This is a genomic window from Glutamicibacter sp. HZAU (genome assembly GCF_004100365.1).
GTDB classification, from domain to species: domain Bacteria; phylum Actinomycetota; class Actinomycetes; order Actinomycetales; family Micrococcaceae; genus Glutamicibacter; species Glutamicibacter nicotianae.
In genome coordinates this window covers 88,729-107,732 of record NZ_SCKZ01000005.1, presented here as the reverse complement: position 1 = coordinate 107,732, position 19,004 = coordinate 88,729, and the positions used below count along the sequence as shown (strand labels likewise).

Below are 19,004 nucleotides of genomic sequence, written 5' to 3'. Positions count from 1 at the left end.
ACGCCCGCGTATTGTATCGGCATATCGTTGTCTTGAATTGGGGGATCTAGAGAAGAACTGCATCGCTCGCATTCAGGCGCATCTTTAGGTGCATAGGGCAGCGCCTGCATTCGTCCAACAGGCAAGTGCAGAATTAACAGAACCGGCCCGGACCTCTTATTTTGCATAAGAGGTCCGGGCCGGTTGCCGCGGTCAAGCGTTCAGGCTAGATCTGCGATGCGCTCTGGGCTGCAGCTTCACGCTCGTGGGCTTCGCGCATGGCGCGCTCCACACTGTCGACGTCGCGGACCGCACCCTTGTCTGCGGACAACGCCATGGCGGCGTAGGCGCGCAGCGCAGGGGAGACCACGCGCTCGCGGTTCTTCGGATGATAGCCGGTGGTGGCGATCAAGCGCTCGCGGCGCTGGGCCAGAACCTCGTCGGAGACATTCAAGGTCAGCTCGCGGGTCGGGATGTCGATGGAGATGGTATCGCCATCTTCAACCAGCGCGATCAGGCCGCCGGAGGCCGCCTCGGGGGAGACGTGGCCGATGGACAGGCCCGAAGTGCCGCCGGAGAAGCGGCCATCGGTGATCAGCGCGCAGGACTTGCCCAGGCCGCGGCCCTTGAGGAACGAGGTCGGGTAGAGCATTTCCTGCATGCCGGGACCGCCCCTCGGTCCTTCGTAGCGGATGACCACTACGTCGCCTTCCTTCACCTGCTTGTTCAGGATTTTCTCCACTGCCTCGTCCTGGGATTCGCAGACCACAGCCGGGCCGGAGAAGGTCCAGATCGATGGGTCGACGCCAGCGGTCTTGACCACTGCGCCGTCCACGGCGATGTTGCCGCGCAGCACGGCCAGGCCGCCGTCCTTGGAGTAGGCGTTCTCTACTGAGTGGATGCAGCCTTCGGCGTCATCGGTGTCCAGTGCCGCCCACTTCTCGGACTGCGAGAATGCGGTGGAGGAGCGCTTGCCGCCCGGGGCCGCGTGCCACAGGTCGAAGGATTCCTTTGTCGCCTTGCCGCCACGGATATCCCAGTTATCGAGCCATTCGCCCAGGGTTGCCGAGTGGACGGTGTGCACGGTTTCATCCAGCAGGCCGCCACGGCGCAATTCGCCGAGGATGGCAGGGATGCCGCCGGCGCGGTGGACATCTTCCATGTAGTAGATGGTGCCGTTGCCGGCAGCGTTCGGTGCCACCTTGGCCAGGCATGGCACGCGGCGGGAGACTTCATCAATCTCGTCCAGGCCGAAGTCCACGCCGGCCTCGCGGGCGGCGGCCAGCAGGTGCAGGATGGTGTTGGTGGAACCGCCCATGGCGATATCAAGTGCCATGGCGTTGCCGAAGGCCTTCTTGGTGGCGATGCTGCGTGGCAGCACGGTCTCGTCATCTTCGCCGTAGTAGCGGTTGGCGATATCGACTACCAGCTTGCCGGCGTTCTGGTACAGGTCCTTGCGCGCGGTGTGGGTGGCCAAGGTGGAGCCGTTGCCTGGCAGCGAGAGGCCCATGGCCTCGGTCAGGCAGTTCATCGAGTTGGCGGTGAACATGCCGGAGCAGGAGCCGCAGGTAGGGCAGGCGGACTCTTCGATGCGCAGCAGGTCGGCATCGGAGACGTTCTCGTTCACTGCCTCGGAGATGGCATCCACCAGGTCCAGGGTGCGCACGGTGCCGTCAACCAGGGTGGCACGGCCCGATTCCATGGGGCCGCCGGAGACGAAGACGGTCGGGATGTTCAGGCGCAGTGCGGCCATGAGCATGCCGGGGGTGATCTTGTCGCAGTTGGAGATGCAGATCAGCGCGTCGGCGCAGTGGGCGTTGACCATGTACTCCACGGAGTCCGCGATCAGGTCGCGGGACGGCAGGGAGTAGAGCATGCCGCCGTGGCCCATGGCGATGCCGTCATCCACCGCGATGGTGTTGAATTCGCGGGGAATGCCGCCGGCTGCCTCGATGGCCTCGGACACGATGCGGCCAACCGGCTGCAGGTGGGTGTGTCCGGGAACGAACTCGGTGAAGCTGTTGGAGACCGCGATGATCGGCTTGCGCCCGAGGTCGGCGCCGTTCACGCCGGCTGCGCGGAACAGTGCGCGAGCGCCGGCCATATTGCGGCCATGGGTGACAGTGTGTGAACGAAGTGTGGTCATACCTAAAATCTCACCATATATTTGCCGCCAAACCCAGACGGTGACAATACTAGTAGTACTACTACCATGCAGAGGGGCGTGCCCAGTGAATCCAAGCCAGAGACGCAGAGAAGAGCTCGCGGCATTCCTCAAGGACCGCAGAGCCCGGGCTGACAGGGCATCGCACGGACTGCCGGAGATCGGGCGCAGCCGGGTGCGAGGTTTGCGCCGTGAGGAAGTCGCCACCTTGGCTGGTGTTTCTGTTACCTGGTACACCTGGCTGGAGCAGGCCCGGGACATCAATCCCTCACGCCAGGTCTTGCAGTCCTTGGCGCGGTTGTACCGGCTGACTCCGGTGGAATCCTCGTACCTGTTTTCGCTGGCTGGGCACGGCGAGCTGGAACCAATTGGCAACGGCGGCATGACCCCGGCCCTGCAGCGATTGCTGGATGCGTTGCAGTTCCCTGCCTTCCTGCTTTCGGCTGACTGGACCATCCTGGGATGGAACAGGGCCTACGCGGAGCTGTATCCGCGGGTGGAGTCGCTGGAGAGCGAGGACCGGAACCTCTTGTGGCTGGTGTTCACCGACGCGCAGCTGCGCGAAATGCTGCCGGACTGGGAAGTGCAAAGCCGAGGATTCGTTGGAAGTTTCCGTGCCGAAACGCGTGGATGGCTCAGCCCTTCGGGGGAGAGCGGCATTGTTGCCCGGGTCTCGGCGGCTTCCCCGGAATTCGCCGCCATCTGGAATGAACGGGACGTTGCAGGGTTCCGCACCGGCGAACGCGTGTTCCGGCACCCTGAATTGGGGCTGACCCGCTACGAGCAGCACAACCTTACTCCTACCGAAGCCACGGACCTGACCCTGCTGATGTACACGCCGCTGTAGTCTCGGACTACGGCGCTGGTCCGATCTGATTCGGGAGTATATAAAACTTAACTGCCCTACGGAAAGATCCGTAGGGCAGCCAACTGGTTGTGGGATTACGCCTAGGAATTCAAGAACCCCAGTGCCTTTTCCTTGAACTCGCGGCTGGTAACCGCGTTGGCGTGATTGCGTCCTGCTAGCCACAGCACTTCATTGCGTGTCCCCGCATTCTTCAGCAACCGACGCAGGTGCGGCATGGTCGTGGCGAGATCATCTTGGTCTCCAGCCACCAGCAAGGTCGGGACTGACGGTACCTTTGCGGCAGGGTCATACGGCTCGGACTTGATGGCTTCGATCAGCTCAAAGAGCGCCGAGAGATCATTGGACGGCTCAGCCTTGGCAATCTGCATGATGGTGGCAGTGTAGTCATCATGGATCTTTTCGCCCGTCTCGACATGGGCGCGGGCCTGATCCAATTCGAAGGCAGCCAGCGGATCGCCGGCCCCTGGACCTCCGATGACCAGGTGATTCACCAGGTCTGGATTGTATGCCGCGAACTCCCAGGCAAGGCGTGAACCCAACGAGTAGCCGATGACATCGACCGGACCTTCATCCAGATCCATCACAATGGCCGCCAGCGCCTGGCGAATCTGGCTTGGTGCCCAGCTGCCGTCGTTGCGTCGAGGGTCTTCTCCATGGCCGGGCAAGTCAATCAGAAGGACATCGCGTCCCGCATCGGTGAAATATTTCAGCCAACGCGAGCGGTCCCAATTCAATTCGCCGGATGAGGCGAAGCCATGGATGAAAAGCACGGATGGGCTTTTCACCTCAGCGTTTGCGCGAACCACTCGAAGATTCAGATCCAAAGTCATGCCATCGATCATAGGCTATCCAGCGGCGAAATGAGATCCGGGCTAGCGTGCCAAGAGTGTTAATGTCAGAATGACTCTAACGAAATCGAATGCTTTGAAAACGAGGCAAGAAAAAATGTCATCCGTACCGGGCTGGGCGAACGTCGAAGAACGCCGCAACCTCCCACCCGCCCTTGCGGTTTCCACGGTGATCCTGGGAATCCGCGAAGGCAAGGACGGTGGCCCTGACAAACTCTGCTTGCCCGTGGTCCGTCGCGTTCGGCAACCCCACGCCGGAATGTGGGCGCTGCCGGGCGGTCCAGTTGATCCGCGGGAATCCCTCGGCCAAGCGGCCGGGCGCAACCTTGCCGAGACCACAGGTCTACGCCCCTCCTACCTGGAGCAGCTCTACACCTTCGGCGATATCGACCGCTCGCCAACCCACCGGCTGGTCACCATCGCCTACTTTGCGCTGCTGAACGCTGACCAAGTCGGCGCCACGGTCCAAGACGACAACGTGGCCTGGTTCGATATCGATGACCCGCAGATCGCCCAGATGGCTTTCGACCACCGGAAGATCCTGGACTACGCCATGTGGCGGCTGCGCAACAAGACCGAATACGGGCAGATAGCGCATCGATTGCTGGGAGAGCGCTTCACCTTGGCGGCTCTGCGCGGAGTCTACGAGGCCATCCTCGGACGGCGACTGGATCCCGCGAACTTCCGCCGCACGCTCAAGAACACGGCCTCCATCGAGGAAACCGATGAGTATCTGGCTGGCGGACAGCACCGGCCTCCTCGGCTCTACCGCTACGTGGGCCATGGGCCGGACCCATTGGAAGTCGACCCCCTGCACGGCTAGCGAGCATCATCCACACTTATTTACCGTCATCCTGCAAGAAACGGACGAACCCATGAGCACCCAAATCACTGACAACGCCAATGCCTCGGTAGCCCAGAACATCGCTCGGCTCAATCTGCTGGCACCGGACTCCACCTGCTCCACCGACCTGGCGTCCAACCCGTGGGACACGCCGGCAGGCTACGGGCCCGGCGCCTCCCAAGGCGATTCGGTGCCAGCAGGCTACCCGGTACAGGGTTCCATCCCGGAAGAATATCTCAAGGCCAGCGATGCCGAGCTTGACGCCCGCATCATTGCTGCCAAGGAAACCCTGGGGGACAAGGCAGTGATCCTGGGGCACTTCTACCAGCGCGACGAAGTGGTGAAGTACGCGGACTTCGTAGGCGACTCCTTCCAGCTGGCCAATGCGGCCCTGACCCGCGACAAGGCAGAAGCCATCGTGTTCTGCGGCGTGCACTTCATGGCCGAAACCGCGGATATCCTCAGCCGCGAGGATCAGTCGGTGATCTTGCCCAACCTTGCGGCAGGCTGCTCGATGGCGGACATGGCCGACGGCCCGAGCGTGCAACAGTGCTGGGAAGAGCTCACCGCGCTCTACTCGGATGAAGCCGATGACGGGCGGATGCCGGTGATTCCCGTGACCTACATGAACTGCTCCGCCGAGCTCAAGGCATTTGTCGGTCGCAACGGCGGACTGGTTTGCACCTCTTCCAATGCGGCAACCGTTTTGGAGTGGGCTTTCGAGCGCGGACGCCGTGTCCTGTTCTTCCCGGACCAGCACCTCGGACGCAACACCGCCAAGGCAATGGGCATTCCATTGGAGCAAATGCCAATGTGGACTCCGCGCAAGGAACTGGGCGGCAACGAAGCTGCCACACTGCTCGATGCCAAGGTCATTTTGTGGCACGGCTTCTGCTCCGTGCACAAGCGCTTCAACCCGGCGCAGATCGCCAAGGCGCGCGAGGATTTCCCGGGCGTCCGTGTCATCGTGCACCCGGAATGCCCGATGGAAGTCGTCGACGCCGCAGATGAAGCCGGCTCCACCGACTACATCCAAAAGGCCATTGCAGCCGCAACCGAACCGACGGATTTTGCCATCGGTACCGAAATCAACATGGTCAACCGCCTGGCTGCCCAGTACCCGCAGCATAACATCTTCTGCCTTGATCCAGTGATCTGCCCATGTTCCACCATGTACCGAATCCACCCCGGCTACCTTGCTTGGGTGCTCGAAGAGCTGGTTGCCGGACGCGTGGTCAACCAGATCTCGGTACCGGAGGAACAGCAGGCAGATGCAAAGATCGCCCTGGAGCGCATGCTGGCTGCCAAGCCATGAGCCAGGAGCAGCGAACACCAGAGAAGCTGGTGATCATCGGCTCAGGAGTGGCGGGCCTATGCGCTGCCCTGCAGGCCGCGCAGCTGGGCATCCGCCCGGTACTGTTGACCAAAGGCAAGCTCGGGGACTCGAATTCCGAGCACGCGCAGGGTGGCCTGTCGGCTGTCACCGAAGCATCCGTAGCCCACGGCGACTCGGTGTCCAAGCATGTTGCCGATACGCTGAAGGCGGGCGCGGGACACTGCGGTCTGGAACCGGTGGAACACCTGTGCTCCTCGGGCGACAAGCTGGTGCAGGCCTTGGAAACCTACGCGGTGGAGTTTGACCGAAATTCAGACGGTTCCTACCAGCTCGGCTTAGAAGCCGCGCACAGCGCCCACCGAATTCTGCATATCAACGGGGATGCCACCGGTGCATCATTGGTGAAAACGCTGGTTCGAGCCGTGCGCCAGCTGGAGGCAGAAAACAAGCTCAGCATCATCGAGGACGCGCTTGCCACCGACCTGCTGCTGCAAGATGGCAGAGTCTCTGGGGTGCACTATTTGCGCCACGACGCGGAGCAGCTGCTTGAAGCCGAGTCGGTGCTTTTGGCTACCGGCGGGATTGGGCAGTTGTACTCGGCGACCACCAATCCCCACGGCGCAACCGCCGACGGCCTTGGCCTGGCAGCCAGAGCCGGTGCTGTCATTGCTGATGCCGAATTCATCCAATTCCATCCAACACTGGTTGACCCTGCCAAATATCCGAAGGCCGGCATGGTGTCCGAAGCGGTGCGTGGCGAAGGTGCCATCCTGGTCAACGAGGCCGGGCATCGTTTCATGCCTGAACTCCACCCGGATGCAGAACTGGCACCCCGTGATGTCGTGGCCCGAGGCATCCATGGGCAAATCCAATCCGGGCACCAGGTTTTCCTTGATGCGCGGGCAGTGGAAGCAGCCCGTGGCGCAGGATTCCTCGCAACCCGTTTCCCTTCCATCACGGCCAAGCTCGCCTCGTGCACCGAGGACGGTTCCGGATTGGACATGGCTCATGACCTGATTCCGGTGGTGGCTGCCCAGCATTACTTCATGGGCGGGATCTACACCGACACCTCAGGTCGAACCAGTGTCCCCGGACTCTATGCCGCCGGTGAATGCGCCAACACGACAGTTCACGGTGCCAACCGTTTGGCCAGCAACTCCTTGCTGGAAGCCATGGTCTTCGCCAGGGATGCCATCGTGGCAGTGAGCAGCGACCCGGCGGATGCCCGCTGCACTACCGAGGAACTGGCCATCCGGCAGATCTCCGAGCCCATCCCGGAAGCGCCACTGGATCTCGAACAACTGCAAGCCGCTGCCAGTAACTCCCTTGGCGTGTACCGCACCGGACGGCAGCTGGAGGACATGGCCCACTTGCTGGCGACGAGTGCCCCGGTAGCCGCCACAGCGCGAGAGCAAGTAGAACTGCGCAATCTGTGGATCGCCGCACGGATCATTGCCGCAGGTGCCATGGCACGCACCGGAAGCCTGGGTGCACACCAGCGCCTGGATTCAACCGAAAGCACCAGCAAAGGGCCAGGTCAGAGCGTGCGCTATGGCTGGACATTGCACCCAAGCGAGCTGAATAACGAGAACTTCTTGAGCAAGGAACTGAACGCGTGAACACTCTGATCCATCCGGTACCGACCGCAGCCATGGACCGCATCATTGAAATGGCGCTCGCCGAGGACAATCCGCGTGGCGACCTCACCGCCCTGACCATCGTGCCCGAGGGGGCGACGGCCACTGCCGTGGTGCAGGCCCGTCAGCGGGGGGTGCTCTCCGGAGGGGCGGTATTCGCCCGGACCATGCAGCTGGTCGATGCGCAGCTGGAGGTCGAGCAGCTGGTTGCCGAGGGAATGGCTTTTGCCGCCGGAGATGATTTGCTCAAGGTCAGCGGGCCAGCGGCGAGCTTGCTGACCGCTGAACGCGTGGGACTCAACCTTTTGCAGCGCATGAGTGCCATCGCCACCGCAACCGCCGAACTCGTAGGACTGGTTGCGCATACCAATGCCCGCATTGCCGATACCAGGAAGACAACGCCAGGACTTCGCGTCCTGGAACGCTATGCTGTCCGTTGCGGTGGGGGAGTCAACCACCGCGACAACCTGTCCGATGCTTTCATGGCCAAGGACAACCACCTGGCCTTGTTGGATAACGGCGAGCAGCTGACCGCAGCCCTGAAATCCGTGCGCGCCCGGCTGGGGCACACCACGTCGATGGAAGTTGAGGTTGATTCCATTGAGCAGATTCCGCCGGTGCTCGCCGCTGGAGTGGACATCATCATGCTGGATAACTTTGATCCGGCTGACATTCCCGCAGCGATTGAACTGATCAACGGGCAAGCAGTGGTCGAAGCCAGCGGGAACATCAACGCGGCCACCGTAGCGGCAGTCGCCGAGGCCGGTGTCGATGTCATTTCTTCGGGTGCCATCACGCACTCGGTGAAAGCAATTGACCTTGGTCTGGATATGGTTATTGCATGATCTACATGGATGCCGCATCCACTGCGCCACCTCGCCAGGACGTTCTCGACATGCTCAACCCATTGCTGACCAAGGATTTCGGCAATCCAGCTTCCTTGCATGAAGCCGGCCAGCAAGCCAAGCGCGCCAATGACTGGGCAAGAATGCAGGTAGCCGGCCAGCTGGGTGTGGCGGCAGAAGAAGTGTATTTCACTTCCGGTGGCACCGAGGGAGCGAACGCTGCCGTTATCGGCGCGGCCTTGGCAAAGCCCCGCGGACGTGTGGTGGTCTCCAGCGCTATTGAGCATCCAGCCGTGCTGGAAGCCTGCAAGTATCTGGTTGAATTCCACGGATTCGAACACCGTATCATCCCTGTCTCGGCCACGGGGCTCGTGGATCTGGAAGCGGCCGGCCAGCTGATTGATGCGGATGTTGCCGTGGTTTCGGTGATGGCGGTGAACAATGAAGTCGGCACCATTCAGCCGGTAGAGCAGTTAGCCCAACTGGCACATGCGGCTGGGGCGATCATGCATACGGATGCCGTGCAGGCCGCCGGCTGGATCGACCTCAAGCCATTGTGCGCCGCCGTGGACGCATTGAGCATCTCCGGGCATAAGATCGGCAGCCTCAAGGGCAGCGGAACAATGTACCTGTCGGCCAAGCATCGCTTTGTGCCGCTGATGCACGGTGGCGGGCAGCAGGGCGGACTGCGTTCGGGCACCGAGAACCCGGCTGCCGCCGTTGGCATAGCTGTGGCATTGCAAGCGGCGACTGCGCAGCGCGAAGCCGGACTCGGCGACAACTTTGGCCCGTACCTGATTGAGCGGATTCTCAATGAGCTCAATGCCAAGCATCCGGAAAGTGTCCAGCTCACCGGAGATCCGGTGCATCGCGTTGGCGGCATCGCCTCTTTCGTCTTCCCAAAGACCGCTGGCGAAACGGTGCTGATTGAGTTGGCCCGCAGGGGAGTCCTCTGCTCTTCGGGTTCTGCGTGCGCGGCAGGCTCGACCGACCCTTCCGCAGTGCTCACCACAATGGGCTATGAAGAAGAATTGGCCCACACGGCTGTCAGGCTGTCGTTCACACGTACGGCGAAAGAGAACGAGATCAGCCAGGTAGCGTCGGCTGTCGTTTCCTGCGTTTCCGGGCTTCTGAAATAGCCAAGGCTATAGCCTTGGATTGTCCAATGTTGTGTTTTCAGTTCGGTGACCGTGGCTCCGACGGACTTCTTGACACATGGCAGCATCCTGCAATGTCCTAGTACGAATATTTCCCCAAAAGCTGTGATCGGCTGCTCCAGCTTTTGGGGAATCGTTCGAGATCGCTTGGCTGTCAGTCGTCGGTTTCCTGTTGCTCATCGGTCGGAGCAGCGGGGAGTGTCTGTTGGCGTTCGGCTCGCTTCTTTCCGCCAAGTCGCCCGCTAGCTGCACCGGCCAGCGATGACCCAAGATTTTTCGCCTTTGATACGCCGGCAGAAGCTCCAGACAGGCCACCTTTTACCAAGTTGCTGTCGCGCACGGAATCCGAAACCTTGTGTGCCTTGTCGCGGACAGAAGCTCCTGCTGAACTCAGCGTCGCTGACAGGCCATTCTCGGTTTCGGCCTTGTCCAGATCCTGAAGGGCAGCCAAATACTCCGCTGCGTCAACTAGCGGTGGCGGAAGCTCGCGCAAGTGCTGCTTCAGCCTATTGGACTGCACCTTGAGCGTAACGAACGTCAGCCCTCCCGAGACCACACCGCCAACGACAGGAACAATCTTGCTGACGCTCTTGGCAAAGCTTTGCTTAGTGACATTGACGCCAATCAACTTCAGCGTTTGTTTCATCGGACCATACCAGGCGGTTTTTGTCAGAGCCTGTTTGGCTATATTCTTCTGAATAGCCGGTCCTGCTACCTGGGCAGCGAACCGGCCTACCGTGGTCGATGCACCGCTGACTCCCATCATCACGCCGAGAAAACCAGCAAGCTTGCCCAAGGTTTCATCATCGATATGATCCACGTCGTCGAGGAAAGATTGCCAACCGTAGGTGTAAGCAATTTTTTGCATGACCCTGAACGCATGGATATAGAACTGCGTGATATCCGCAGGGATGGTTCCGAACATGAACAAACCGCCAGGTAATCCACTGGCAAATGACAAAGCAGTGGATTTGCGGGTTTCAAAATCAATGGATTCGGAAGCGATTTCATCCAAGATCTTGGGCCCGATGCCTGCCGCGGCTGGGTTGGTAGAGACTGCTCTATCTATCTGATCGCGGCTGCATCCCTTTTTGTGCAGCTCTGCCGTGAGGAAATGATCACGATCGATTTTCACGCCTCTGAGCCGAATTACTTTCTTGAGGAAAGCAGTAGCGAATTGCTCGGCATCGACATTCTGATCCTTGAGCATATCGGAGAGGGTCTCGTCCGCTCCTTGATCCGGATTTGTGGCGTTCGGATCCACAGCACCTAGTTCTTCCTCCTGCTGGCTGGGGAGATCAGACTTCTGGTTCGTGCTTTCCTGCAATGTATTTCCCCCAAAGTTTTGTGCTGGAAACCAGCTGCGCGAAGTGTAGGCAAGTTGCTCTTAGCCTATCCAATTAGTGCTAGGAAACGGGATCCGTTTGGAACCATGAAGCGGCCAATCCTGTATCTGCCAGTTAGCGACTTGCGAACTTGCCGTTGACCGTCGAAGTAAGTAATTGACCATGAAGTGGCAATTTCGCCGTACCTCGGGGAAGTGCAACAGCAAAAAGATAGGCGATTCATCTGAGAATGAATCGCCTATCTTTCACAATGCGGACACTGGTGCGCTAGTCCAAAGATTTAGCGCAAGTACTTGCCCGAGACCCAGCCGTTCTTCCCTGCGTACTTCACCGGGTACCAGCCTGACTTCTTGGCACCGCGGACCGTCACCGTCTTGCCCTTTGGAATGGTGAGGATGACTCGCTTGCTCGTCCCAACACCGGTGCGCATGTTCAAATTAGCGATGGTCTTCTTTGACGAAGATTTCGAAGTCTTGGGCTTCGTCGTCTTCGGAGCGGTACCGGACGAGGAGAAACTGCTCAGGTAGGTACCCGAGACCCAGCCGTTCTTTCCCGCGTACTTCACCGGGTACCAGCCGGACTTCTTGGCGCCGCGAATGGCTACCTTCTTGCCCTGCGGGATGGTCAGCACGATGCGATTACTAGTGCCTGCCCCGGTACGCATGTTCAAGTTGGCCGTGGTCTTGGCCGACTTGGCGTTGCTGGTGTTCTTCTGCGGTGTGCTCTTTTTCGTATCCTTCTTTGGCGCAGATGGCATCGAGACGTTCTTCAGATACTTGCCTGAAACCCAGCCGGTCTTCGAGCTGTAGCGAACCTGGTACCAACCGGACTTCTTGGAACCGGTCAGCTGGACGGTCTTGCCCCTCGGAATGGTCAGCAGCACGCGATTGCCGGTGCCCGCCCCGGTGCGCATATTCAGATTCGCGGTGGTCTGGGCAGTGCCCTTGGATTTCTTCGGAGCGCTGTCAGACTTCTTGCCGGAAACCCCGTAGTAGGCTTCGAGGCTCTTGGCCCCGGAATTCTTGACGCTCTTGGCCAACGAAGTGCCCAAATAGCGGAAGTGCCACGGTTCGTAGGCATAGCCAGTAACGGATTCCTGGCCCTTCTGATAGCGCATGATGAAGCCGTACTTGTGCGCATTCTTGCCTACCCATTTGCCCACAGGAGTGTTGGCGAAGCAGGCCTGCAATCCGCAGGCGCCATTGGCGTTTCCAACGTCAATGGCCAGACCGGTTTGGTGCTCGCTGGTGCCTGGTACAGCAGAAATGCGCGAAGCGTAGCTCTTGCCGTAGATGCGCGAGTAGTAGTTGAACAGCTCCGCCTGGCGGTTGTATGAACGGTATCCGCTGACGGCGCGAATCTTGACGCCATCCTTGGCCGCTGCCTTCACCATCTTGGTGTAGGCCTTGGCGGCCGAGGGCCTCAGCCTGACGTTGGTGCCTTTGACGGCTACCGTCTTCGGAGCGTACTTCACGGGACTCAGCGGGTACTTCTTGTTGACGAAGACATCATCCTTGCTTGGATTGCGCTGGATTTTCTTGGCAGCAATCTGCAGTCCGCTGTCAACTGCGAGCACTTGTGCCTGGGGCACTGACACGGCGGAGGCAGGAGCTGTGGCTAGTGCCGGATTTGCCGGCAGCACTGTTGCGAACAGCGCAGCCGATAGCGCGGCAGCCATGGAAATCTTGAACGCCCGAGGCTGTTTCATGGAATTCTCCGGTAGAGGTGACAAGCGATGCGACCATCATTCCATCACTTATCCATGAGTCATTCAAGGTGTTACTGCAAACGTTGGAGATGAAACGGGCCTATTGCGACCGAACTTCTGCGGAAGCAAGCGGACCGTTTTATCCCTTGGAAGTAGGCACGTGCCATCATCAGCGACGCGTTGCCTGCACCAGGAGAAGCATCTTCCCACGTGGGGGAATCGGAAAATTTCCAGGTGCTGTGGCCCCTGCCAAGCAGCAAGCGGGAATTCCATTCAGCCTCGTAGTTCTACGAGGCCGGTTGCGCGGGAAATCGCGGTCCCAGACTTGCCCGCAAGTTGCTGCGATCTTTTCTCCAGCAGGCGCTGAGGTGCCTTGGGCAGGCGTTCTGGCAGATAGAAGAATGCGACGAGTCAATTTTTCTAGTTGGGCGAGATTTGGTAGGTTTGCGTGCATGCGTATCCGTCCAGAAGTCTTCGATGACCGAGCTGCGGTGTATGCAATTACGCACGCTGCGTTCGCCGGAATCGATCCGATGGTTGAGCCTGAGGAAGTCGGACTGCTGCAGCAGCTCTTCGAGTGCGACCAATATGACAACCGCTTCTCAATCGTTGCCTTGGACGACACAACGGTCATCGGCCACGTCATCGCGACATGGGGCGCAGTCAATGGGGAACCCTTATTGGGGCTAGGTCCGCTAGCCGTTGCTCCGGAATACCAGCACCGGGGTGTCGGATCGATCCTGATGCAAGAAATTCATGACAGGGCTGAGCAAGAAAGCATCAGCGGCATTGTCCTGCTCGGTGCCCCTGGCTATTACAGCCGCTTCGGCTACGAAGCTGCCCAGCCCAGAGGCATCCACCCTTCGGTTCCCTCGTGGGGCGAACACTTCATGGTGCGCGTCTTCGATGACAGCTGCCTGCCACGCGGCGACTACCGTTATGCCAAGCCGTTTGGCGTTTAGCCGCTAATTTTCGCTGGGAATTTTCCCGTTCCTATTGTCACCTGTGCGCCTCAGGCGTAAACCTGACGTATGGAAACACATCAAGAGCTTCGCGAACTGTCTTTCTCCGTCTCAGGCATCATTTCCAAGTCGATCAGGCAAGTATTCGAAGCTGTGGCTGATCCTGAACAGCTTTCCCATTATTTCACTACCGGGGGAGCTGAGGGATACTTGGAAAACGGTGCCACCGTTACTTGGGACTTCCATGATTTCCCCGGAGCGTTCCCGGTCAAGGTTGTGGAATTGGAAGAACCAAAGCGCATCGTCTTCCAATGGGGAGGACAGTCATCCACGGCTGAAGATGGCATGAATACCGTGAGGTTCGACTTCGAGTCCCTGGAGGACAGCACCCGAACCAAGGTGACCATCAGCGAAGCGAGCTGGGTTGCCACCGCCGAAGGTGCCAAGGCCGCCTTCGGCAATTGCGAAGGATGGACCGGAATGCTGGCCGCAATGAAAGCGTGGCTGGAGTACGGGATCAACCTGCGCGAGGGCTTCTACAAATAGCCCGTGCGTGAGCTACCGGCGGCGACGGTAGTACACGTGCGTCACGAGTGAAGTTTCGCGGCGGGAAACGCGGTCCATGTGTGTTTCTATGTCTTCAACGGTGATGGCCTCCCCGCGGCCCAGGCGGATCGGCGCGATATGCAGCCGCAGCTCGTCAATGAGGCCGGCTCGCAGGAATTGCACGATGGTGCTCGCACCGCCGGCAATGGCCACCGGATTCTCGCCAGCGGCTTCCCGTGCCTCGGCAAGGGCTTCCTCGATCCCCTCGGAGATGAACTGGAAGCTGGTTCCGCCCTCCAGGCAAAGCATCGGCTTCGGATGATTGGTTAGCACGAAGACCGGGGCATGATACGGAGGATTCTCTCCCCACCACCCGACCCAGCCGGCATCGTCTTCTCCGGCTGGAGGGCCGAACATCTTGCTGCCCATGATGAAAGCCGAGGCCTGGGTAATGGCAGAAATTTCGGCCTGGTTTTCCTCAAGATTCTCGAACTGCCAACGGTGCAGCGCTTCGGCTCCTTCGCCCAGCGGCTGTGCCATGCTCTGATTGGGACCAGCACAGAATCCGTCCAAGGAGACGGTGACATCGCAAACTACCGGGCCCATGGCAAATGCCTCGATTCAACCTACGTACTGGCGGGAGGGTGGCTACTCCAACAATGAACCTGCCCGCAAGCAGAATCAACCCCAAGCCCGGGAAAATCCAGCAGGAGACTCAGTTCCCGGCATCCTTCGGCGCACCGGCAACATTCCACAGCGTAGCGTGGTATTTCCGAATCAACGCGGCTTCCAGCAGCAGGGCAGCCTTGCGGTGGATGCAGGTCACCCACCGGCCTTCGAGATGCAAGCGGTCAATGGCCAAGCGCGCGACTTGCTGGACGGTCCGGGACTCGCCGCGATCGGCCTCGGCTGCCAGTTCCCGAAGCCACTGCGGGTCAGCCAACGCTTCGTCGAAGGCGTACTTGCCCAGGCCGGAGGTCGCACCCTTGCCGCTGGAATAGATCTTCAGCCGTCCGCGCAGGCCCTTGCCGCTGCGCTCGCCGGCCTGCCCCACGTAGATGGGCTTGTGGTCCCCGGCGCCGGCCCGGCGGAACATGTAGACTCCCGGAGCCACGGGTGCCGAGTCGGCTGTGGCTTCGAAGGTTTCCCACGGCGACCATTCCAGCGAATCAATGACCTGGTCATCGACGGGCTTGAGGGCAATGTCCATTCCCGGTGCGCCGGCGAACTGCAGCTGGGCCAGCAAGGTGGCGGACACATGCCACGTGCCTCCTGGCTGGGGCGGCTTCTGGATTGCGCCCTTGGGACGATGCTGGCGCAGATAGCTGCGCAGCTGCTTGGTGTCTACCCCAAGGGTGCCAGCGGCTTCTTCCAAGCTGAATAGCTTCTCGTCCTTCAAAAGTGATCTGCCTTCTGGGTGCCGTGAATGAACAGGTGATGATGAATCAATTTAATCCCATGCAATGCCAAAGAGCCCGGAAGGAGCTGCCTCATGGCATGTCCTTCCGGGCTCGGCTGATCCGCTACTGCACCGCATCTCGCAGCTTGGTGCTCAGGCGCTGCAGTTCATGGAATTCGTCTTCGCTCAGCGCGCTGCCCAGCAGGTTGTGCAGGTGCTTGACGTGCTCGCGCCCGATTTCCTGCTGCAGCTTGCGTCCCTTCTCGGTCAGCGAGAGCTGCATGGCGCGATGGTCATCCGGGTCGGGCTCGCGAACTACCAGCCCCTGGTCTTCCAATCGGGTGACCATGCGGCTCAGGCTGGGTTGCGAGATCAGCAGCTGCTTATTCAGGTCAACCAGCCGGCTCTTGCCTCCGGGGCAGGTGCGCAAGTTGAACAGCACGTCGTACTCGCGCATGGAGAGCTTGCCGAATTCCGGCATTGCGGTGATCTGGCGCATGACCGCCACCTGTGCGCGGAAAAGCGCTTCCCAGGCATCGGTGGTGACCTTCAATGAGGCTGCTGGATTACTGGTCCCGGTCACTTGCTGCTGGCTCCTTGGTGGTTGCTTGCTCAGCGACCAGTTTAGCGTTGCGAGCGGCCACCAGGCCTTCATGGGTCGGCGCCGGGGTGAGGTCCTTCGGTGCGCGGGACTCCATTTCCTTGCGCAGTTCAGGCAGCACGTACTCGCCGAACATGTCCAGTTGGTTCAGCACGGTCTTCAGCGGAAGGCCCGCGTGGTCGATCAGGAACAGCTGGCGCTGGTAGCTGCCGAAGTATTCCTGGAAGGACAGGGTCTTCTCCAGCACCTGCTGCGGCGAGCCGACGGTCAGCGGGGTCTGCGCGGTGAAGTCTTCCAGCGATGGTCCGTGGCCGTAGACCGGGGCGTTGTCGAAGTAGGGGCGGAATTCCTTGACCGCCTGCTGGGAATCCTTGGCCATGTAGAACTGGCCGCCCAGTCCCACCACTGCCTGGTCGGCGCGTCCGTGGCCGTAGTGCTCGTAGCGCTCGCGGTACAGGCCGATCAGCTGCTGGTAGTGCTCCTTCGGCCAGAAGATGTTGTTGGCGAAGAAGCCGTCGCCGTAGTAGGCGGCGATTTCAGCGACCTGCGGGGTGCGGATCGATCCATGCCAGACGAACGGTGCCACGTCATCGAGCGGGCGCGGCGTCGAGGTGAAGTTCTGCAGCGGGGTGCGGAACTTGCCTTCCCAGTTCACGACGTCCTCATCCCACAGGCGGCGCAGCAGGTGGTAGTTCTCCACGGTCAGGTTGACCGAGTCCTGCATGTTCTTGCCGAACCATGGGTAGACCGGGCCGGTGTTGCCGCGGCCTAGGACAAGGTCCACGCGGCCGTCGGCCAGATGCTGGAGCATCGCGAAGTCCTCGGCGATCTTCACCGGGTCATTGGTGGTGATTAGCGTAGTCGCGGTGGACAGGATGATGCGCTCGGTCTGCGCGGCAATGTAGGCCAGCGTGGTGGTGGGGGAGGAGGAGAAGAACGGGCGGTTGTGGTGCTCGCCGATGGCGTAGACATCCATGCCGATCTCTTCGACCTTCTTGGCGATGGCCACCGATGCGTCGATGCGCTCTTTCTCGGTAGGGATGCGGCCGGTGGTCGGGTCGCGGGTGATGTCGCTGACTGAGAATACTCCGAATTGCATGTCCACTCCTGTTACTACGTTGCAAGCGTTTTGCCCTGCCACCAATTTATATGCGTATGCATGTAATAACAAGTTGATGCGTCAAATATTCCCGTTCCCTGCGTGGTGCGCTTGCTGACACTTGCTTCTGCTCGTTCACACCAGGCTTACGGCTGCCTGACGCGGATCAGCGATGCGTGGGGATGAAGCCGCCACCCCAGAAGAGGGAACTGTGCTCATGGGCCAATTCCATTGATGTTCCCTGCGGCGTGCACTGGCAATGGCGCCGGTGCTTGCGCAGCTGCCGCAGATGGCGACGCAGCTGGCGCGCGTTCAGCGGGGACGTGTTCCCTGCATCAAGTTGCAGTTCCGGCAGGGGCGAGAACGGGGTGTTGCATGGGTAGATCTGGGTGGCGCTCATGTCGTGGCCTTTCGTCGTGGTTCATACGACAGCCAACAGGCTCTAGCTAACTTGAGGTCAAGGGAAAGGGGCTGAATAATTCGATTTATGACCGCCAGCGAATCCGCAATGCCAACCAGGAAAAGCCAGCTAGGCATCGGGGATCTTGCGCGCCGTGCCGGGGTATCAGTCGCCACGATCCGGTTCTATGAATCGCGGAACCTGATTTTCTCCACCCGTACCAGCGGGAACATGCGCCTTTTTCCCAAGCACACGCTGCGCAGGTTGGCCATTATTGCCGCGGGCCAGCGTGTGGGGCTGACCTTGGCCGAAATTGCCGACGCGTTGAGCGAGCTGCCCGAGGACCGGGCCCCACGGCAGATCGAATGGGAACAGCTGAGCACGCACTGGAAGCGGATCATCGATCGCCGCATGCTGCAGCTCGAATCGCTGCGGGATTCGCTGGATGGATGCGTCGGTTGCGGGTGCCTGTCATTCAAGACCTGCTCGCTGGTCAATCCCGGCGACGAAGCCGCGAAGGAAGGCGAAGGGTCGCGCTGGATCCGCAAACTCGACGCGAAATTCAACGATGCGGCTACGGACTCTGCGGACTGGCGATCCCGCCCTGATAGGCAATGAGCGCGGCCTCCACGCGATTGCGCGCCCCGACCTTGAGCATGATGCTCGTCATGTGCCCCTTGACGGTCGCTTCGGTCAAGAACAGCCTGCCGGCAATTTCCGCGTTGGACAAGCCCGCGCCAACCAGCGCCAAGACATCATGCTCACGACTGCTCAGGGAGCTGATTCGCGACTGCGCGCGGGAGGCGGCTGCGGTGTCAATGCCACGCAACTTGTCGATGACGCGCTTCGCGATGCGCGGCGAAAGGGCAGCGGCTCCCGCGGCGACCGCCAGCACGCCTCCGACCAGTTCCTCCGGTCCGGAACTCTTGAGCAGGAATCCAGCCGCGCCGCCGGACATGGCGCGGTCGATGTAGTCTTCTTCGCCAAAGGTCGTCAGGATCAGTACCCGGGCCTCCGGATCCTGCTCCAGGATGGCCTCCATTGCGCTCAGGCCGTCCAGCTGCGGCATGCGGATATCCATCAGGATGACGTGCGGTTCCAGACGCTGGGACAGCTCGATGGCACGGTGGCCGTTCTCAGCCTCGCCGATGATGGTGATGCGCTGGTCGCTGCCCAAGATGGTGCCAAGGCCTGCACGAATCAGCGGGTCGTCGTCAACGAGCAAAACGGTTACGGGGGAGTCAATGTCCATGGCGGGAGCGATC

The 19,004-nt window shown here is 60.5% G+C and carries 19 protein-coding genes; 9 read left to right on the top strand and 10 right to left on the bottom strand.

Annotation, left to right across the window (positions count from 1 at the left end):
* Window positions 1-205 precede the first annotated feature (205 nt).
* The gene (gene ilvD / locus EKH49_RS08880; RefSeq protein ID WP_128470556.1) at window positions 206-2,125 is read right to left on the bottom strand and encodes a dihydroxy-acid dehydratase; all 1,920 of its coding nucleotides are present in this window, start codon (window positions 2,123-2,125) and stop codon (window positions 206-208) included.
* 85 nt (window positions 2,126-2,210) lie between these two features.
* On the opposite strand from ilvD, the gene EKH49_RS08875 reads away from it, so the two are divergent.
* A complete protein-coding gene (locus EKH49_RS08875; protein ID WP_038991539.1) occupies window positions 2,211-2,990 on the top strand; it encodes a helix-turn-helix transcriptional regulator in 780 nt (259 codons plus the stop codon).
* A gap of 101 nt (window positions 2,991-3,091) precedes the next feature.
* On the opposite strand, the gene EKH49_RS08870 is transcribed toward EKH49_RS08875, so the two are convergent.
* The gene (locus tag EKH49_RS08870; protein ID WP_236641102.1) at window positions 3,092-3,841 is read right to left on the bottom strand and encodes an alpha/beta fold hydrolase; all 750 of its coding nucleotides are present in this window, start codon (window positions 3,839-3,841) and stop codon (window positions 3,092-3,094) included.
* 115 nt (window positions 3,842-3,956) lie between these two features.
* Between EKH49_RS08870 and EKH49_RS08865 the strand changes: the two genes are divergently transcribed.
* From EKH49_RS08865 to EKH49_RS08845, 5 genes are read left to right on the top strand one after another with little or no spacing between them, the layout of a single operon-like run.
* On the top strand, window positions 3,957-4,682 hold the full coding sequence (locus tag EKH49_RS08865) for an NUDIX hydrolase (RefSeq protein WP_128470554.1): 726 nt from the start codon (window positions 3,957-3,959) through the stop codon (window positions 4,680-4,682).
* Between the two features lie 52 nt (window positions 4,683-4,734).
* Complete coding sequence (gene nadA / locus EKH49_RS08860; RefSeq protein ID WP_128470553.1) at window positions 4,735-6,018, top strand: quinolinate synthase NadA; 1,284 nt, start codon at window positions 4,735-4,737, stop codon at window positions 6,016-6,018.
* Window positions 6,015-7,658, top strand: coding sequence for an L-aspartate oxidase (gene nadB / locus EKH49_RS08855; RefSeq protein WP_128470552.1), 1,644 nt, complete (start codon window positions 6,015-6,017; stop codon window positions 7,656-7,658). Before nadA ends, nadB begins: the two co-directional genes overlap by 4 nt.
* Entirely contained in the window at window positions 7,655-8,521 is an 867-nt protein-coding gene (gene nadC, locus EKH49_RS08850) for a carboxylating nicotinate-nucleotide diphosphorylase (RefSeq protein WP_201739589.1), read from the top strand. Before nadB ends, nadC begins: the two co-directional genes overlap by 4 nt.
* Window positions 8,518-9,660, top strand: a complete 1,143-nt coding sequence (locus tag EKH49_RS08845) for a cysteine desulfurase family protein (RefSeq protein WP_128470551.1) — start codon at window positions 8,518-8,520, stop codon at window positions 9,658-9,660. The genes nadC and EKH49_RS08845 overlap by 4 nt, the downstream gene beginning before the upstream one ends.
* 172 nt (window positions 9,661-9,832) lie before the next feature.
* Here the strand turns inward: EKH49_RS08845 and EKH49_RS08840 are convergent, their stop codons facing one another.
* Window positions 9,833-11,005, bottom strand: coding sequence for a hypothetical protein (locus EKH49_RS08840; RefSeq protein WP_128470550.1), 1,173 nt, complete (start codon window positions 11,003-11,005; stop codon window positions 9,833-9,835).
* Window positions 11,006-11,304: 299 nt separating this feature from the next.
* On the bottom strand, window positions 11,305-12,732 hold the full coding sequence (locus tag EKH49_RS08835; protein WP_128470549.1) for a D-alanyl-D-alanine carboxypeptidase family protein: 1,428 nt from the start codon (window positions 12,730-12,732) through the stop codon (window positions 11,305-11,307).
* Between the two features lie 452 nt (window positions 12,733-13,184).
* On the opposite strand from EKH49_RS08835, the gene EKH49_RS16555 reads away from it, so the two are divergent.
* Together EKH49_RS16555 and EKH49_RS08825 are read left to right on the top strand one after the other, a co-directional pair.
* Window positions 13,185-13,694 (top strand): GNAT family N-acetyltransferase, encoded by a 510-nt coding sequence (locus EKH49_RS16555; RefSeq protein ID WP_161567491.1) that lies wholly within the window; start codon window positions 13,185-13,187, stop codon window positions 13,692-13,694.
* A gap of 69 nt (window positions 13,695-13,763) precedes the next feature.
* Entirely contained in the window at window positions 13,764-14,240 is a 477-nt protein-coding gene (locus tag EKH49_RS08825; RefSeq protein WP_128470547.1) for an SRPBCC domain-containing protein, read from the top strand.
* A gap of 12 nt (window positions 14,241-14,252) precedes the next feature.
* On the opposite strand, the gene EKH49_RS08820 is transcribed toward EKH49_RS08825, so the two are convergent.
* The 5 genes from EKH49_RS08820 to EKH49_RS08800 all read right to left on the bottom strand — a co-directional run bounded on the left by EKH49_RS08820 (window position 14,253) and on the right by EKH49_RS08800 (window position 17,739).
* A complete protein-coding gene (locus EKH49_RS08820; protein ID WP_128470546.1) occupies window positions 14,253-14,846 on the bottom strand; it encodes a dihydrofolate reductase family protein in 594 nt (197 codons plus the stop codon).
* Between the two features lie 109 nt (window positions 14,847-14,955).
* A complete protein-coding gene (locus tag EKH49_RS16700) occupies window positions 14,956-15,639 on the bottom strand; it encodes a hypothetical protein (RefSeq protein WP_236641101.1) in 684 nt (227 codons plus the stop codon).
* Between the two features lie 124 nt (window positions 15,640-15,763).
* The gene (locus EKH49_RS08810) at window positions 15,764-16,222 is read right to left on the bottom strand and encodes a MarR family winged helix-turn-helix transcriptional regulator (protein ID WP_066137733.1); all 459 of its coding nucleotides are present in this window, start codon (window positions 16,220-16,222) and stop codon (window positions 15,764-15,766) included.
* The gene (locus EKH49_RS08805) at window positions 16,206-17,339 is read right to left on the bottom strand and encodes an LLM class flavin-dependent oxidoreductase (protein ID WP_121866599.1); all 1,134 of its coding nucleotides are present in this window, start codon (window positions 17,337-17,339) and stop codon (window positions 16,206-16,208) included. Before EKH49_RS08805 ends, EKH49_RS08810 begins: the two co-directional genes overlap by 17 nt.
* A gap of 166 nt (window positions 17,340-17,505) precedes the next feature.
* Entirely contained in the window at window positions 17,506-17,739 is a 234-nt protein-coding gene (locus EKH49_RS08800) for a hypothetical protein (protein WP_038991358.1), read from the bottom strand.
* A 108-nt stretch (window positions 17,740-17,847) separates the two neighbouring features.
* On the opposite strand from EKH49_RS08800, the gene soxR reads away from it, so the two are divergent.
* Complete coding sequence (gene soxR / locus EKH49_RS08795; protein ID WP_128470683.1) at window positions 17,848-18,357, top strand: redox-sensitive transcriptional activator SoxR; 510 nt, start codon at window positions 17,848-17,850, stop codon at window positions 18,355-18,357.
* Here the strand turns inward: soxR and EKH49_RS08790 are convergent.
* Window positions 18,314-18,991, bottom strand: coding sequence for a response regulator (locus tag EKH49_RS08790; protein WP_128470545.1), 678 nt, complete (start codon window positions 18,989-18,991; stop codon window positions 18,314-18,316). The genes soxR and EKH49_RS08790 overlap by 44 nt on opposite strands.
* Window positions 18,992-19,004 lie beyond the last annotated feature (13 nt).

Excerpts from the sequence above, each read along its gene's own strand:
- EKH49_RS08870 (WP_236641102.1), bottom strand. The coding sequence starts at position 3,841 with ATGACTTTGGATCTGAATCTTCGAGTGGTTCGCGCAAACGCTGAGGTG.
- EKH49_RS08790 (WP_128470545.1), bottom strand. The coding sequence starts at position 18,991 with ATGGACATTGACTCCCCCGTAACCGTTTTGCTCGTTGACGACGACCCG.
- EKH49_RS08825 (WP_128470547.1), top strand. The coding sequence starts at position 13,764 with ATGGAAACACATCAAGAGCTTCGCGAACTGTCTTTCTCCGTCTCAGGC.
- nadB (WP_128470552.1), top strand. The coding sequence starts at position 6,015 with ATGAGCCAGGAGCAGCGAACACCAGAGAAGCTGGTGATCATCGGCTCA.
- EKH49_RS08800 (WP_038991358.1), bottom strand. The coding sequence starts at position 17,739 with ATGAGCGCCACCCAGATCTACCCATGCAACACCCCGTTCTCGCCCCTG.
- EKH49_RS08845 (WP_128470551.1), top strand. The coding sequence starts at position 8,518 with ATGATCTACATGGATGCCGCATCCACTGCGCCACCTCGCCAGGACGTT.
- EKH49_RS08820 (WP_128470546.1), bottom strand. The coding sequence starts at position 14,846 with ATGGGCCCGGTAGTTTGCGATGTCACCGTCTCCTTGGACGGATTCTGT.
- EKH49_RS08805 (WP_121866599.1), bottom strand. The coding sequence starts at position 17,339 with ATGCAATTCGGAGTATTCTCAGTCAGCGACATCACCCGCGACCCGACC.
- soxR (WP_128470683.1), top strand. The coding sequence starts at position 17,848 with ATGCCAACCAGGAAAAGCCAGCTAGGCATCGGGGATCTTGCGCGCCGT.
- ilvD (WP_128470556.1), bottom strand. The coding sequence starts at position 2,125 with ATGACCACACTTCGTTCACACACTGTCACCCATGGCCGCAATATGGCC.
- EKH49_RS08865 (WP_128470554.1), top strand. The coding sequence starts at position 3,957 with ATGTCATCCGTACCGGGCTGGGCGAACGTCGAAGAACGCCGCAACCTC.
- EKH49_RS08835 (WP_128470549.1), bottom strand. The coding sequence starts at position 12,732 with ATGAAACAGCCTCGGGCGTTCAAGATTTCCATGGCTGCCGCGCTATCG.
- EKH49_RS16555 (WP_161567491.1), top strand. The coding sequence starts at position 13,185 with ATGCGTATCCGTCCAGAAGTCTTCGATGACCGAGCTGCGGTGTATGCA.
- nadA (WP_128470553.1), top strand. The coding sequence starts at position 4,735 with ATGAGCACCCAAATCACTGACAACGCCAATGCCTCGGTAGCCCAGAAC.